General features: G+C 64.6%; 14 protein-coding genes. 10 read left to right on the forward strand and 4 right to left on the reverse strand.

The window, feature by feature from the left end:
* Positions 1–131: 131 nt before the first annotated feature.
* Entirely contained in the window at positions 132–746 is a 615-nt protein-coding gene (locus AUC68_RS05770) for an AsmA family protein (protein WP_069436753.1), read from the forward strand.
* A gap of 89 nt (positions 747–835) precedes the next feature.
* Positions 836–2,326 (forward strand): AsmA family protein, encoded by a 1,491-nt coding sequence (locus AUC68_RS05775; RefSeq protein WP_141701112.1) that lies wholly within the window; start codon positions 836–838, stop codon positions 2,324–2,326.
* Positions 2,327–2,369: 43 nt separating this feature from the next.
* Here AUC68_RS05775 and AUC68_RS05780 read toward each other — a convergent pair whose 3' ends face one another.
* Positions 2,370–2,975, reverse strand: coding sequence for an invasion associated locus B family protein (locus tag AUC68_RS05780; protein WP_083240463.1), 606 nt, complete (start codon positions 2,973–2,975; stop codon positions 2,370–2,372).
* A 154-nt stretch (positions 2,976–3,129) separates the two neighbouring features.
* On the opposite strand from AUC68_RS05780, the gene rimO reads away from it, so the two are divergent.
* Complete coding sequence (rimO, locus tag AUC68_RS05785) at positions 3,130–4,515, forward strand: 30S ribosomal protein S12 methylthiotransferase RimO (protein WP_069436756.1); 1,386 nt, start codon at positions 3,130–3,132, stop codon at positions 4,513–4,515.
* A 13-nt stretch (positions 4,516–4,528) separates the two neighbouring features.
* Here the strand turns inward: rimO and AUC68_RS05790 are convergent, their stop codons facing one another.
* Positions 4,529–5,125 carry a TadE/TadG family type IV pilus assembly protein gene (locus tag AUC68_RS05790; protein WP_141701113.1) on the reverse strand — a complete coding sequence of 199 codons (597 nt, stop codon included), beginning with the start codon at positions 5,123–5,125 and terminating at the stop codon, positions 4,529–4,531.
* A gap of 5 nt (positions 5,126–5,130) precedes the next feature.
* On the reverse strand, positions 5,131–5,703 hold the full coding sequence (locus AUC68_RS05795) for a TadE/TadG family type IV pilus assembly protein (protein ID WP_069436758.1): 573 nt from the start codon (positions 5,701–5,703) through the stop codon (positions 5,131–5,133).
* 219 nt (positions 5,704–5,922) lie between these two features.
* Here AUC68_RS05795 and AUC68_RS16710 point away from each other — a divergent pair, with 219 nt between their 5' ends.
* Together AUC68_RS16710 and AUC68_RS16715 are read left to right on the forward strand one after the other, a co-directional pair.
* Positions 5,923–6,702, forward strand: a complete 780-nt coding sequence (locus AUC68_RS16710) for a pilus assembly protein (protein WP_069436759.1) — start codon at positions 5,923–5,925, stop codon at positions 6,700–6,702.
* Positions 6,612–7,490, forward strand: coding sequence for a vWA domain-containing protein (locus AUC68_RS16715; protein ID WP_069436760.1), 879 nt, complete (start codon positions 6,612–6,614; stop codon positions 7,488–7,490). Before AUC68_RS16710 ends, AUC68_RS16715 begins: the two co-directional genes overlap by 91 nt.
* Before the next feature lie 99 nt (positions 7,491–7,589).
* On the opposite strand, the gene AUC68_RS05810 is transcribed toward AUC68_RS16715, so the two are convergent.
* Positions 7,590–8,099, reverse strand: coding sequence for a pilus assembly protein N-terminal domain-containing protein (locus tag AUC68_RS05810; protein WP_069436761.1), 510 nt, complete (start codon positions 8,097–8,099; stop codon positions 7,590–7,592).
* Positions 8,100–8,306: 207 nt separating this feature from the next.
* Here AUC68_RS05810 and AUC68_RS05815 point away from each other — a divergent pair, with 207 nt between their 5' ends.
* From AUC68_RS05815 to AUC68_RS05835, 5 genes are all read left to right on the forward strand, one after another.
* Entirely contained in the window at positions 8,307–8,813 is a 507-nt protein-coding gene (locus AUC68_RS05815; protein WP_069436762.1) for an A24 family peptidase, read from the forward strand.
* Between the two features lie 206 nt (positions 8,814–9,019).
* A complete protein-coding gene (gene cpaB / locus AUC68_RS05820) occupies positions 9,020–9,808 on the forward strand; it encodes a Flp pilus assembly protein CpaB (protein WP_069436763.1) in 789 nt (262 codons plus the stop codon).
* Positions 9,809–9,846: 38 nt separating this feature from the next.
* Positions 9,847–11,415, forward strand: coding sequence for a type II and III secretion system protein family protein (locus AUC68_RS05825; RefSeq protein ID WP_069436764.1), 1,569 nt, complete (start codon positions 9,847–9,849; stop codon positions 11,413–11,415).
* Between the two features lie 18 nt (positions 11,416–11,433).
* Positions 11,434–12,210 carry a CpaD family pilus assembly protein gene (locus tag AUC68_RS05830; protein ID WP_083240466.1) on the forward strand — a complete coding sequence of 259 codons (777 nt, stop codon included), beginning with the start codon at positions 11,434–11,436 and terminating at the stop codon, positions 12,208–12,210.
* Positions 12,211–12,214: 4 nt separating this feature from the next.
* The gene (locus AUC68_RS05835) at positions 12,215–13,501 is read left to right on the forward strand and encodes a CpaE/TadZ family protein (protein WP_069436766.1); all 1,287 of its coding nucleotides are present in this window, start codon (positions 12,215–12,217) and stop codon (positions 13,499–13,501) included.
* The last annotated feature ends 6 nt before the right edge of the window (positions 13,502–13,507 follow it).

A 13,507-nucleotide genomic window follows, 5' to 3' on the forward strand; every position in this document is an offset into this window, starting at 1 on the left:
GCCGCTTGTGCCCGCTCCGATGCGGCCTCGCGGGGTCGAACTCGAGGGCGCGGTGCCCCCAGAGCCACCCGACACGGATATTGGGGACGTGCATTTGAAGATCGAGCGGCGGGGTCCTCGCCGCCTGTGCCGTGGCGCTCCTGGGCGCGAATATTTTCGCACCGTCGTCCTGGGTCGAAGCACGCACCGCCGCCTGGCTCAAGGCGCAGACCGGGCGCGATCTGACGGTCAAGGGCGCCACGCGACTTTCCTTCCGGCCGTCCCCTCATATCGAAATCACCGATGCCGTCGTCACCGAGCCCAACACCGGCGAAGGTGCGGCGGCTCTTTCGATTCCGAAACTCGAAATCGACATCGGGCTCTTCGGCCTCCTGACCGGCGGCGCCACGATTGATCGCATCGTGCTGGAGCAGCCGGTACTTGCCCTGCACGCAGACGATGCGCCGCAAGCCGCGCTGTCCGGCGAAGAGAGTGGGATGCCATCGGCGTCCGCTGCGCCCCCGGCGCCGGTCTCCCAGGCGTCCGATTCCGCCGCGCCACGGGCACTGGCCATCCGGGACTTCCAGATCGCGGACGGCACGGTCCTTATTCACAGCACGCGCCGCGCCATACCAAGACGGTTCGATCGCATCAATGCCGCACTCACCCTGCCTGAGGCCTCGGCGCCTCTGACGGGGCGCGCCAGTTCAACTGGCGCAACAAAGCCGTTGGCTTCGATTTCGAACTGGCCTCGCCGGCGGACCTGACCGAGCAGCGTCCGGCACGGCTCGAGTTCGCCGTCGAAGCCGACACGGTCGATCTACAGTTCTCCGGCGACGTGGTCACGGCGCCGTCCGTGACCGGCCAGGGCACGCTGTCGGCGAAGACGCGCTCCGTGCGTCAGCTCTTTGCCTGGCTCAAGGGCGTATCCGGGGCTGTCCCGGTCGCCGGCCCAGGCGAACTCACCGGCACCGCCGCCTGGACGGGTGACGGGATCGCGCTCAGCGACGTGCGCTTCGTGCAGGAAAATGCGCGCGGCAAGGGCGAGGCACGGATTTCCCTGACGGGCCCGAGGCCACGCATCGAGGGCGACTTCGTCGTCGACGACCTCAATCTCGGTCCGATGCTGGCGCTGGCAGGTGGCGGATCGCACATGGGCCTTGAAGACCCGGTGCCCATCCCGCTCGTGTCCCGGACGCAGCCGGGCGGTACGACGGATTGGTTCTCCACGCCGACCGGCCCGTCCGCCCAGATCGAGCAGGCCGTGGTCCCGCCACCCGGACCGCTTGCTGGGGCGGCGCCGCGCCTCCTGACGCCGGGGCCGGGCGTCTCGCAGCCGAGCCTCACAATTTCCATGCCGCAGACCGCCATCGATCACGTGCTGGAGACGGATCCCGCAGGCGGGCCCGCCGCACCTCTGTTCGATGCCGATATCGATTTGGACATCCGCAAGGCCCAGCTCGGCGGGGTGCGTATGGGGCCGAGCGCGGTCAGCCTCGACTTCGTGGACGGGGCTCTCAAGGCCACGCTCTGGCACCTGGCGCTTTATCGTGGCGACGGGCGCGGGATCTTGACCGCCAATCTCGCCGATCCGGTTCCGAGCTTCACCGGCGATCTTCGCCTGCAAGGCGTCGATACGGCCGCGCTGTTGAACGATGCGGTGGGAACGGACAGGCTGGAAGGCCGGGCCCGGCTCACCCTCAACATCTCGGGCGAGGGCCGGACCGCGCAGGCCATCGCCTTGTCGCTCAGGGGCAACGGTGCGTTCGCCGTGGACGAAGGCACCATCGACGGGATCGCGCCGCCGACGCTGATTCATGGGCTGGAGTCCGGTACGTTCGACCTCCGCCGGGACCTCGCGGCGAAGACGGAGTTCAGCCTGCTTGCGGGCAGTTTCGATATCAATCACGGCCTCGCCAAGACCAGCAATCTAAGGCTCAGAAGCCCGTCGGTGAGTTTCGACGCGGATGGCGTTGTGAACCTGCCGCGCGAGACGCTCGACATCCTGATAAACCCGGGCCCGGTCGCCAAAGAGCAGGGTGGCGGCGTCGCCGCCGTGTCCGAGCACCTCGCGCCGCTTCGGATCGACGGGCCGCTGACGAGCCCGCGGATCGGGCCGGCCGACAGCCCGCTGGTGGCGGAGAGCGAGGAATCGGTGCCGCTTCTCAACATGCCCGGCCTGGTGCTCCAGGAAAGAGGCGGCGCCAAGCGTGGGCGCCAGCTCACGGACGGCGGTGCGACGGGCGGACAGAATCCGCCACAGCCGAGCGCGCTCGCCCCGTCCTTCTCCGCCGCGCCCACGGACGCTGACGGCTCACCGCCGCTGCGTATGGAATCCCTGCGCTAGGCCCGCGCGCCGGACCTAGGGCATTCCGGGCATTCCGGCGCTGTTACTTCTTCTTCGAGACGAGGGCCATGCGCTTCTCGTCCAGGGCCTCCAGGCCAAGGGGCAAGCCTTCGAGCTCGGCGACCGTCTGGATCGCCCGGCCGTTCAGCGCGTAGACGACGATCGTTGCTTGTTTCGACTTCGAGAGCTCCTGCAGCATGTCGTCGGGCACCAGGAACAGCGCCTTGCAGCCCATCGGCAGGCAGGTCTGGAACGGCATCCGATAGGTCGTGCCCGTATCCGTCGAAAACTCCACGCCACGTTGAAGCGCGACGCCGGTCGGCCCGTCCACGCGCAGGACGAACCGTCCCTGGGGGCCGTAGGTCAGGATGACGCGGAAGATCAGCTTCTGCGTCTCCTTTTCGATCAGGGGCAGGACGAGCGAGCAACGCTCCTCCGCGGTTCCCGGGTCGCCTTCCTTGCCGCACAGCATGGTCCAGTGGCCGTAGCCCCCGGCGACCCGCGCCACTGGCTTCGCAGGCGTGGCGGAAGCCTGCGGGGCGGGTTTGGTCTTCTGCGCGGCGGACGACTGGGCCTGCGCCGTGCCGGCCCCCGCGCTAAAGAGCAGGGCAACCGCGAAGATCGCCAATACCATCGGATGCCGTCGCATCAACACGTCCCTTCTCGCGATGTGGGTGCCCCAACGGGCGCGGCCTCTTCGGGGCCCGGGGACATAAGCGTCAAACGGGCCTCCTTGCAACGTCGTTGCCCGGTCCGGTTCGCAGCCACTTGCCTCGGGGCTTTGCAGCCTATAGATGCGACCGATGACACAAGCGCCAGCGGATGAAGAACGGCCGAACCAGCCGGAAAGGTCTCCCAGGATCGGCCTCGTGAGCCTCGGATGTCCGAAGGCGCTCGTCGATTCGGAAAGAATTGTGACCCGGCTGCGCGCGGAAGGCTACGAGCTTTCGCCGAGCTACGAAGGGGCGGACGCCGTCGTCGTCAACACGTGCGGCTTTCTCAACAGCGCCAAGGAAGAGTCTCTCCAGGCCATCGGCGAGGCGCTGGCCGAGAACGGCCGCGTGATCGTCACCGGTTGTCTCGGCGTCGAGGCAGATCGAATCCGCGATCAGTATCCGGACGTTCTCGCGATCACCGGACCGCAAGCCTATGACGCGGTCGTCGAGGCCGTCCATGAGGCGGTGCCGCGGGCGCACGATCCGTTCATGGACCTCGTGCCGCCGCAGGGCGTCCGCTTCACGCCGCGTCACTACGCCTATCTGAAGATCTCGGAGGGCTGCAATCACGCCTGCAGCTTCTGCATCATTCCGCATTTGCGCGGCCCGCTGAAAAGTCGGCCGCTCAGCGATGTCATGCGCGAGGCCGAGCGGCTCGTGGCCGCCGGCGTGCAAGAACTCCTGGTGATCTCCCAGGACACGAGCGCGTACGGCCTGGATCTCGGCTACGCGCCGTCGGCGTGGGGTGGGCGCACTTGCGAAACGCGCTTCACCGATCTCGCCGAGGCGCTCGGCTCGCTCGGCGTCTGGGTGCGCCTGCATTATGTCTATCCCTATCCGCATGTGGACGGGGTGCTGCCTCTGATGGCGGACGGGCGTGTCCTGCCCTATCTCGACATTCCCTTTCAGCATGCCAGCCCGCGCGTTCTGAAGGCGATGCGCCGGCCCGCACACCAGGAAAAGACGTTGCAGCGCCTTGCGGATTGGCGCGCGTCGTGTCCGGAGCTTGCGGTCCGGTCCACCTTCATCGTCGGCTTTCCCGGCGAGAGCGACGAGGACTTCGAGGCGCTGCTCGAGTGGCTCAGCGCGGCGCGGCTGGCCCGTGTCGGGTGCTTCAAATACGAGGACGTCGACGGCGCACCGGCCAATGCGTTGCCCGATCAAGTGCCTGCGGCGGTCAAGGAGGAGCGCTATGCCCGTCTCATGGCGCATCAGCAAGCCATCAGCGCCGAAATCCTCGAGGGTCGTGTCGGCGAGACGCTGGAGGTCATCGTGGACGATGTCGACGCGGAGGGCGCCATCGCGCGCTCGCACTGGGACGCGCCGGAGATCGACGGGAATGTCTTCATCGACGAGGCGGCGGGACTTCAGCCGGGCGACAGGGTGATGGTGACGGTGACGGACGCGAGCGAATACGATCTATGGGCGCGCCCCGTGCGGCGCCCGGCCTGCGCGGACGAGTCCGCCGCCTAACAGGATCGGACGCCTAACAGGAATTGTCGTCCTTCTTCACGGTCAGGCTGCGCCTTGGGCGCGCGTAGAACGTCTGGCCCATGGTGAACGAGCCCGGGCTGAAGAACGTGCTGAGTCCGACCAGCGGCTTGAAGGCGTAGGTCACCTCGGCGACGATCACGCTGCTCTTGGGATCGGTCAGGCCCGTTGGCACGTTGAACGTCGAGCCCTTGGTCCGGGCAGAGCCCGTGTTGGCGCAGCTCCACTCGACCTTCCCGACATTGTTGTCGTTGGCAACGACACTGGTGAGCACGATCTTGAGCGGCGCCGTGGCGTAGGGGGTCATGATGCTCGTGGACGCGGCCTGAATGTCTCGGACGTCGTCCCTGGTAACGGACTTGACCTGCGCGGTGAGGTCCGCGGCGGTCGTCGCAACCTGAAGGGTCCGGCGATAGATCGTCAGCGCGTTGTTGACCTCGACCGCGCCGAGATAAAGACCGATCAGCACGGGCAGGATGAGCGCGAATTCGAGTGCGAGGCGCCCCGGCGATCGCGGCCGAGCCGGCCTGTCACACGCGTCAAGCGCTGCCGCATACGCGCGCTCATGGATCGACAGACTCCCACCGTGCAAGTCTCCTATAGGTACGGCTCGTTGCGGAATGCCGCTGTGGACACGAGCAAGCGGTCCCCGTTGGCCATGTTGCCCAAGGCGTCGAGACCCATGGCGGACGGGAACAGAGAGCTGAGCTCCAGAGGGTAGAAGGCGCGCACGATGACGACCTGTTCCGGGCTACCCGGGTCGAAGGTCACGTTGTCGTTGATCTTCCCGTCCTCGCCCAAGGCCGGCGTCAGCCCGCTCGCGGCCGCCGCGAAGCTGTCGTAGCTCCGCACGTCGAGCATCACCTTCCCGCATGAAAGGGGACCGACGAAGTCCTTGCAAAGTTCTTCCTTGAACTTTGCCGCATCGAAGCCCTTCGTCTGCACCTGTCCCGTCCGAATCATGCGCGCGCCACGCGCGACGGCGCCATCCAGGGCGAAGTTCGCGAAGTAGACGTATCCGACTTGGACCACGGCGAGCAGCAGGAAAATCAGCGGCATGGCGATCAACGCGAATTCCAGCGCCGAGGCGCCGCGATCGTCGCGTGCGAAACGGGCGCCGATTGTGCCACCGCGTGCGGCTCGGGTCGGACGTCTGAGAGCAATTAACATGCATAAACAAATAGAGCGCGGCCGTTTAACGCCCGGTAAACGGGAGGTTTGGCGATTTGATAAGGTAAATCTGGAAGTAATACAGGTTAAATCAAAGTATATTTGAATTTTAGCAAATTGAGAGACGGGACGTAAAAACGTTTCTGCTTAGATGGGCTCCGCTGGACATGGGGCACGTCAAAAAGATGCCCCTGCCGGTCACAAAGACAGGGGTGTCAAATGTTGAAGTTTTCGAGTGCGCACGCGCGCCGGTTCGCGCGCGACAAACGCGGCAATGCGGCCATTCTCTTCGGGCTGGCCATTATCCCGATCATTCTCATCGTCGGCGTCGCCGTCGACTACGGCCGGGCCATGACGGTTCGCGGCACGATCTCGGATGCGGCGGACAGCGCCGCGCTGGCGATCGGTTCGTGGGTCGGGCTGTCGGAGGCCGAACTCGAGGACAAGGCGCAGAAGTTCTTCGACGCGAATTACGCTTCGACCCTGTCCAAGGACATCAAGAGCAATTTCAAGGTGAGCTTCATCGGCGACGACATTGTCGTGCAGGCCAATGCCTCCGTGCCGACCACCTTCCTGCGGCTTGCCAATGTCGACAGTCTCGACGTGGGCGTCCAGAACACGATCACCAAGCGCCAGCGCAACATCGAGCTCGCGCTGGTGCTGGATACGACCGGCTCCATGGGGTCCAGCGGCAAGATGAACGCCATGAAGGCCGCCGCGAAATCCATGGTCGACGATCTCTTCGGCAAGCAGTCCGTCTCCGACACGCTGGACGTGGCCGTGGTGCCGTTTGCCGCCACGGTGAATGTCGGCAAGGACAAGAAGAACGAGGCTTGGCTCGACAAGGGCAAGTACCCGAACATGTCTCGATATCCAAGGAAAACTTCGACTTCAAGAACGGCGAAAGCGTGCTGGATATCTCCGATCAACTCAAGAGCAGGCGGAACAGTTGGGCATGGCAGGGTTGCGTCCGCGAGCGTGCCGATCCTTACGAGCTGACCGACGCAACTCCCGCGCAGGGCGACAGGGACACGCTGTTCACCCCATACCTCGCGCCCGATGAGCCCGATGACGACAACGGCGGCTCCTACAACGGCAATACCTACATCGACGACGATGGATGTGGCGTGAGCAACAACGGCGGTGGCAGGCGCGGTCGGGGCGGGAACACGAACAACGCCACACCCCAGCAATGCCAGGAATACACGGGTAAGTACTTCTCGCCCTCCACCGACCGGAGCAGCGCGTCACCCAACCTGCACTGTCCGCCCACGGCCATCACCGCGTTGAGCGACAGCAAGAGCACCGTGACCAACGCGATCAATGCGCTGCAGCCTTCGGGCAACACGGTGATCCCGGCAGGGCTGCTCTGGGGCTGGCGCGTGCTGTCTCCGGGTGCCCCTTTCACCGAAGCAGAGCCCTATGACGAAGAAGAGCGCGTCAAGGCGATCGTGCTGTTGACCGACGGCGAGAACAACGTGAATGGCGGCCAAAGCTTCAATGGCTCGACGTTCAACGCGTTCGGCTTCAAATCGAATGGGCATCTTGGCAGCAATCCGAACAGCGAGCTGAACAGCAAGACGCAGACGGTGTGCAACAACATCAAGGCCAAGGGCATTCGGATCTATACGATCGGATTCCGCATCAACGACTCGACGACGCACAATCTCCTGAGGAACTGCGCGTCGAAGCCGGACATGTACTACAACTCACCTTCGAACTCGCAGCTCGCGGCGATCTTCAGCGAGATCGCGCAAGGCTTGAGTGAGCTGCGCATCGCCCAGTAGGCGCGTCACGGTTCTAGGGAAGCAGACAATGGAAAGGCCCGGTGCAAGCCATGCGCCGGGCCTTCATGCGTCTTGGTGTGACGGCGGGTTGCCGCTCGCCTATTCGCCGGCGCCCTGTCCTTCCGCGGCGGCCTGGCCGATACCCTGCTTGGCCCTGATCTCTTTCGAGATGGTATCGAAATAGGCGGGCGTATCGCCGATCACGAGCGGCGTCTCGCAATTGGGCGCGCAATGGACGGTCTCGCGCTTGACGCCCCGATACACGGTGACGAAGCCGCCATCCGGTTCCTGGACCACGACCCGGCGGTTCACGAGGACCTGTCCGCTTGTGTCGGTGACGATCAGGTTGGTCTCGCCGAACGACTTGCCGGTGAGAACGAGCGTGTCGCTGCTTTGCACGGCGACGTCGGCGATCGACGGATTGCCGACCACGATTTCGGCCGCAGGACGCTCCAAGCGCACCATCAGGGCCTGATCGATCAGGACTTCGATATCCCTGTCCGAGGCATACCGGCCCGAGGCCAGCACGGGCTGTGTGGACGCAATTGCTAAGGCCGCGGCCAGTGAAAGTCCGCAGACCCGACGGCCCGGGCGAAACCGGAATGCCATTGGCTTCCTATCCCCTACGCTCAACTACTAACGAGGACTGAATGTCAGTGGCGATCTCACTCCGAAAAGATGAAGGATTGGCAAACCCTGTCGCCGGCGCTCGGTTAACGCGGTCTTAAGCCTTCGCGGCAAGACTTTGCCGGACATCGCGGGGGCAGCGAATCCGGTGCGTGAACGCCGGAGCGCGGAGCACAGGCAGAGCGGCAAATGGTGACCGACCTACTCATTATCTCGATCTTTCCGTTGGCCATGGCCTTTGCGGCGGCATACGACCTGTTCTCGATGACCATCCCCAACTGGTTGTCGCTGGCGGTGGTCGCCGGCTTTGCGGTGCTTGCGTCCCTGGTCGGCATCGGCTGGGAGGCCGCCGGTCTCCATGTCGTTCTGGCTCTCGGCGCGCTGGTGATCACCTTCGCCTTGTTCTCCTTCGGCTGGATCGGCGGAGGCGATGCGAAGTTCTTCGCGGCAACCTGCCTGTGGATGGGCCCTGAACTCATCCTCGGCTATGCGGTGTATGCCGCCGTGCTGGGCGGTCTGTTGACGCTTGTGCTCCTGCTGGTGCGGTCGATGCCGCTTCCGGCAACGCTGTACTCGCAGCAATGGATCACGCGGCTGCACGATTCCAACGAGGGCGTGCCCTATGGCATCGCGCTCGCCGCGGCCGGCCTCTTGGTCTATCCCGACACGCCATTCATGGCGGCTCTTGGCGGCTAACGCCTCAATCCGCAGCCTCTTCCAAACCTGATCCCCACTCCCATGGCACCCGATCCTGGGCGCCATGAAGCACGCCTTGCCTGTGCCGCAACGGCATCAGCCTGCGGCCAATTTGGCACATCCATTAACTTCGCGTTGAGGTTTGGTGGGGCAGAGTTGGCCTCAATCGGCGCAACCCAAAGGGCGCCAAAGGGGAAGAGCTAAAGATGAAAAAAGGAAGGGTCGTCGTCCTCGGGATTGCCGCAACGGCTGCACTCGCGGCCGCGTGGATGGCCAACTCGCTCATCTCCAGACCGCCCGAAGTGCAGCAGGTTGAAACGACTGTTGGCGCCACCGACGTGCTCGTCGCGTCCAAGGACATCAATCTCGGCGACAGCGTCCGCGCCGACGATTTCAAATGGCAGCAATGGCCCGTGGAGGGCGTGACCCCCGGCTTGATCACCAAGGAGTCGCAGCCCGACGCTCCCTCCGAGCTTTCCGGTGCCGTTGCGCGCGCGCCCTTCATTGCCGGCGAGCCCATCAAGGATCAAAAGCTGATCAAGATTTCCGAAGGCGGTGTCATGGCCGCCATACTGCCGCGCGGCATGCGTGCTGTGTCGACTCCTATTCGGGAGGAAACCGCGGCCGGAGGCTTCATACTCCCCAACGACCGGGTCGACGTTATCCTGTCCCACAAGCAGAAATCCGGCCGGAAGGAAGAGACGGTCAGCGAAGCGGTGCTTCGCAATGTGCGCGTCCTTGCGATCGGCCAGGCCCTCGAAAATGACGATGGCGAGAAAGTCGTGGCCGGAAAGACCGCCACGCTCGAATTGACTCCGAGCCAGGCGGAAGTGCTGACCCTCGCGCAGTCCATCGGCGAGATTTCATTGTCGTTGCGCAGCCTCGCCGACGCCCAGACAACCGACGAGTCGACGGCGCCGATCGGCGACGACGGATCGAGCACGGTCAAGCTTTTGAAGTACGGCGTGCCCTCGCGGTCCTTCGGGGTCAACTGAGAATGCGAATGACAGACAGAACAAAAAAAGGCTACCGGATGCGTCGCTCTCTCCTTGCTTCCCTCCTCCTGCCCGTGGCGCTCGCCGCCGCGTTCGCGGCGGCCGCGATGACGATCGCGCCCGGTTCGGGATACGCCCAGTCCTACCATCGGTCCTTGTTGCGGGTCGGGGACGGCCAAGTCCGCAACATCAAGCTCGGCCTCAACAAGTCGATGATCGTGGAGCTGCCGCGCCCGGTGCGGGAGGTCATGGTCTCCAACCCCGCTCAGATCGACGCGGTGATGCAAAGCGCCACCCGTGCCTATCTCATCGGCAAGAATCTCGGCGAAGCCAACATCCTCTTCATCGACAACAACGGCAGCCAGGTCGCGGTGCTGGAGGTGACGATCGAGCGCGATCTCGGCGCCCTGGAAAATCTGATCGCGCGGCTCATTCCCGGCTCGCGCGTCCATGTCGAAACGGTGGGGCAGAACGTCGTTCTCACGGGCAGCGTGCCAACGCCCATCGATGCCACGCGCGCGAGCGAGATCGTCAACAGCTTCCTGGATTCCGGCGCCGCGGCCTCGAGCAACTCGGCTGCGGGCGGCGGCACCGCGATCACGGTCAACACGGGCGGCAATGCCGGCAGCTCCAGCGGCGATAGCGGCTCGAACCGTGTGATCAACATGATCACCGTCGAAGGGCGTGAGCAGGTGCTCCTCAAGGTCTCCGTGGTCGAGATGGAACGGAACGTCATCAAGCAGCTCGGCGTCGATCTGGCCGCGATCGTCAATTCGGGCAATTTCGGCTTCGCCGCGCTTTCGGCCTTGCCTTATCCCGTCAACGGCGCCGTCGGCGCAGCCGCCAGCGGATTGCTCGGTGGGGGCGGTCTTGCCAATCTCGTCGACAGCCGTCCGGGTGCCGCACTCGCCGGCGCTGGGTGGCAGTCCGGCAGCAGCCAAGTCGACGCCGTCCTCCGCGCCCTCGAACAGAACGGGCTGATCCACACGCTCGCGGAACCGAACCTGACCGCGATCTCCGGCGAGACGGCCAACTTCCTGGCCGGCGGCGAGTTCCCCATTCCGGTCGCGCAGCAGCTGGATCAGATCACGGTCGAATTCAAGAAGTTCGGTATTGGCCTGTCGTTCACGCCGGTCGTGATGTCCGAGGGGCTGATCAGCCTCAAGATTTCGACCGAGGTCAGCGAGCTCTCGACCGAAGGCGCCGTCGTGCTCAGAAACATCTCCATTCCGGCCTTGAAGGTCCGGCGTGCGGAGACGGCGGTCGAGTTGCCGAGCGGCGGATCGATTGTGATCGCCGGGCTGCTGTCGGATCAATCGCGCCAAGCCATCAGCGGCTATCCCGGCCTGAAAAGCCTGCCGGTGCTGGGGACCCTGTTCCGCAGCCGCGATTTTCAGTCGAAGGAAACCGAGCTCGTCGTTCTCGTCACGCCCTATGTCGTCAAACCGGCCGCGCGCCAGCAACTGGCACGCCCCGACGACGGATTCGCCTGGGCATCGGACGTGAACAGCGATCTCCTTGGTCAAATGAACCGGATCTACGGACGCGATCCCGAGCGGGCGCCAGTCGGCAACTACTCGGGCGATGTCGGATTCATCGTCGAGTAGGGGAAAGAGGAAGGTCAGATGATGTCAATTGCTCGAGGTCCCCGAGACTTTGTACGCCCAAGAGGCTTTATACGCCCAAGGCTCGCACTGATTGCGGCGCTCATGGTGGTGGGTCCCACATTGGCCGGTACGGTGAGCGGTTGCGCGCAAGGTCCGCGCATGGAGGCGCCGTTCACGTTGTCCGACCCGACCCAGCGTCATCCGATCCAAGTCGGCGAAGGCGAGTCGATGCTCGACATTGCCGCGCCGCGCGGCGCGCGTGGCTTGACCGGGATGCAGTGGAACCGGCTTTACGGCTATCTCGCGAACTATCAGGAGCGAGGCACCGGCGGTCTGATCGTCCGGACGCCGTCGGGCAGCGCCAACCAGGCGGCCGCCAAGCGTGTCTACGGCGACATCCGCCACGCCATGCGGCGCTCGGGGATCAATCCGCGGGACGTGCGGGTCGAACCGTACTACGCGAACCAGGATCCGTCGGCGCCCGTGCGCCTGTCCTACATGGAGCTCAAGGCGAAGGGGCCGGATTGTCCGGATTGGTCGGAGAACCTTGCGCGCAATCCCGCCAACCTGCCACCGCCGAACATGGGCTGCGCGACGCAGAAGAACCTCGCGGCCATGATCGCCGATCCGCAGGACCTGCTCACGCCGAGGCCCGAAGCGCCGCGGCCGGGCGAACGGCGCGACACCATTTGGGGCAAGTACGTCAAGGGTGAGCCCACAGGTGCCAAATGGGCGCCCAGCAACCAGCCTTTGCCGGAACGCGCGCTCACGAGCGAAGCTGCTGCAGGAAACTAAACGCATGACGAGTAACGTCGCATATTCGCTGGACCCGGAACCGCAAGACGCCCATGAGGTGCCGGAGGAGCCGCGCGCGCGGCCAATCCCGCGCGTCAACATTCAGGCCTTTTGCGAGGACCAGAACACGGCTTCGGTGATCCAGAAGGCCGCGGAAGACCGCCGCCTGTCCAAGGCCCATGTCACGGTCCAGATGGGCGGGGTCGAGGCGGCCGTTGCCTTTTACCGCAGTGCGTCGACTCCCAACCTCATTGTCATCGAATCCCTGTTGGACAGGCTCGAAATGCTGGCCGATCTGGACCGGCTCGCCGATGTCTGCGATTCCGGCACGAAGGTGATCGCGATCGGTCATGTCAACGACGTGCTTCTATATCGCGAACTTCTGCGCCGCGGCGTAAGCGAGTATGTCGTCGCGCCGATGACCGTTGCCCAAATGATCGAGAGCGTCGCCTCGGTCTATTCCGATCCGGCCACCGGGCCGGTCGGGCAGAGCGTTGCCTTTGTCGGCACCAAGGGTGGGTCGGGCTCGAGCACGGTCTGCCACAACACCGCCTTTGCCATCGCCAACGTGCTGGAAAGCGACGTGGTGATCGCGGACATGGACCTGCCCTTCGGCACCGCCGGGCTCGACTTCAACCAGGACCCGCTCCAAGGCATTGCCGACGCGCTGGCGGCACCCGACCGCTTGGACGAGGTTCTTCTCGACCGTCTGCTCTCGCGCTGCTCCGATCATCTCAGCCTGTTTGCCGCGCCCATCGCGCTCGACCGGCCCTACGATGTCGATCCGACGGCGTGCGAAGCCGTGCTCGATGTCGTTCGCGAAAGCGTGCCATGGGTCGCGATCGACGTGCCGCACCTTTGGACCGCCTGGGCGAAGGAAGTGGTTCTGAAGGCCGACCATGTGGTGATGACGGCCATGCCGGACCTGGCCAGCTTGCGGAACACGAAGAACCTCGCCGACCAGCTCAAGGCGGCGCGTCCCAACGACCGCCCCCCAATGCTGGTGCTCAACCAGGTCGGCGTCCCCAAGCGCCCCGAGATTCCGGTCAAGGATTTCGGGCACGCCATCGAGCTCGAGCCGCGTGTGGTCATCGAATTCGATGCCCATCTCTTTGGAACCGCGGCCAACAACGGGCAGATGATCGAAGAGGTCTCCGACAAGGCGAAGGCCGCCGAGGCGTTTCGCAATCTGGCCAATATTCTCACCGACCGGACCGAGCACAGGGCCGAAGGCACGTCCTTCCTCGCCCCATTGCTCGAACGCCTGAACCTGATGAAAGCCCGCGGCTAGTCTGAA

Source organism: Methyloceanibacter methanicus (assembly GCF_001723285.1).
Taxonomy (GTDB): Bacteria; Pseudomonadota; Alphaproteobacteria; order Rhizobiales; family Methyloligellaceae; genus Methyloceanibacter; species Methyloceanibacter methanicus.

What these genes read in the sequence shown, in the direction of transcription:
- AUC68_RS05780 (WP_083240463.1), bottom strand. Translation starts at nt 2,975, where the DNA reads ATGCGACGGCATCCGATGGTATTGGCGATCTTCGCGGTTGCCCTGCTC.
- rimO (WP_069436756.1), top strand. Translation starts at nt 3,130, where the DNA reads ATGACACAAGCGCCAGCGGATGAAGAACGGCCGAACCAGCCGGAAAGG.
- AUC68_RS05795 (WP_069436758.1), bottom strand. Translation starts at nt 5,703, where the DNA reads ATGTTAATTGCTCTCAGACGTCCGACCCGAGCCGCACGCGGTGGCACA.
- AUC68_RS16710 (WP_069436759.1), top strand. Translation starts at nt 5,923, where the DNA reads ATGTTGAAGTTTTCGAGTGCGCACGCGCGCCGGTTCGCGCGCGACAAA.
- AUC68_RS05810 (WP_069436761.1), bottom strand. Translation starts at nt 8,099, where the DNA reads ATGGCATTCCGGTTTCGCCCGGGCCGTCGGGTCTGCGGACTTTCACTG.
- AUC68_RS05815 (WP_069436762.1), top strand. Translation starts at nt 8,307, where the DNA reads ATGGTGACCGACCTACTCATTATCTCGATCTTTCCGTTGGCCATGGCC.
- cpaB (WP_069436763.1), top strand. Translation starts at nt 9,020, where the DNA reads ATGAAAAAAGGAAGGGTCGTCGTCCTCGGGATTGCCGCAACGGCTGCA.
- AUC68_RS05825 (WP_069436764.1), top strand. Translation starts at nt 9,847, where the DNA reads ATGCGTCGCTCTCTCCTTGCTTCCCTCCTCCTGCCCGTGGCGCTCGCC.
- AUC68_RS05830 (WP_083240466.1), top strand. Translation starts at nt 11,434, where the DNA reads ATGATGTCAATTGCTCGAGGTCCCCGAGACTTTGTACGCCCAAGAGGC.
- AUC68_RS05835 (WP_069436766.1), top strand. Translation starts at nt 12,215, where the DNA reads ATGACGAGTAACGTCGCATATTCGCTGGACCCGGAACCGCAAGACGCC.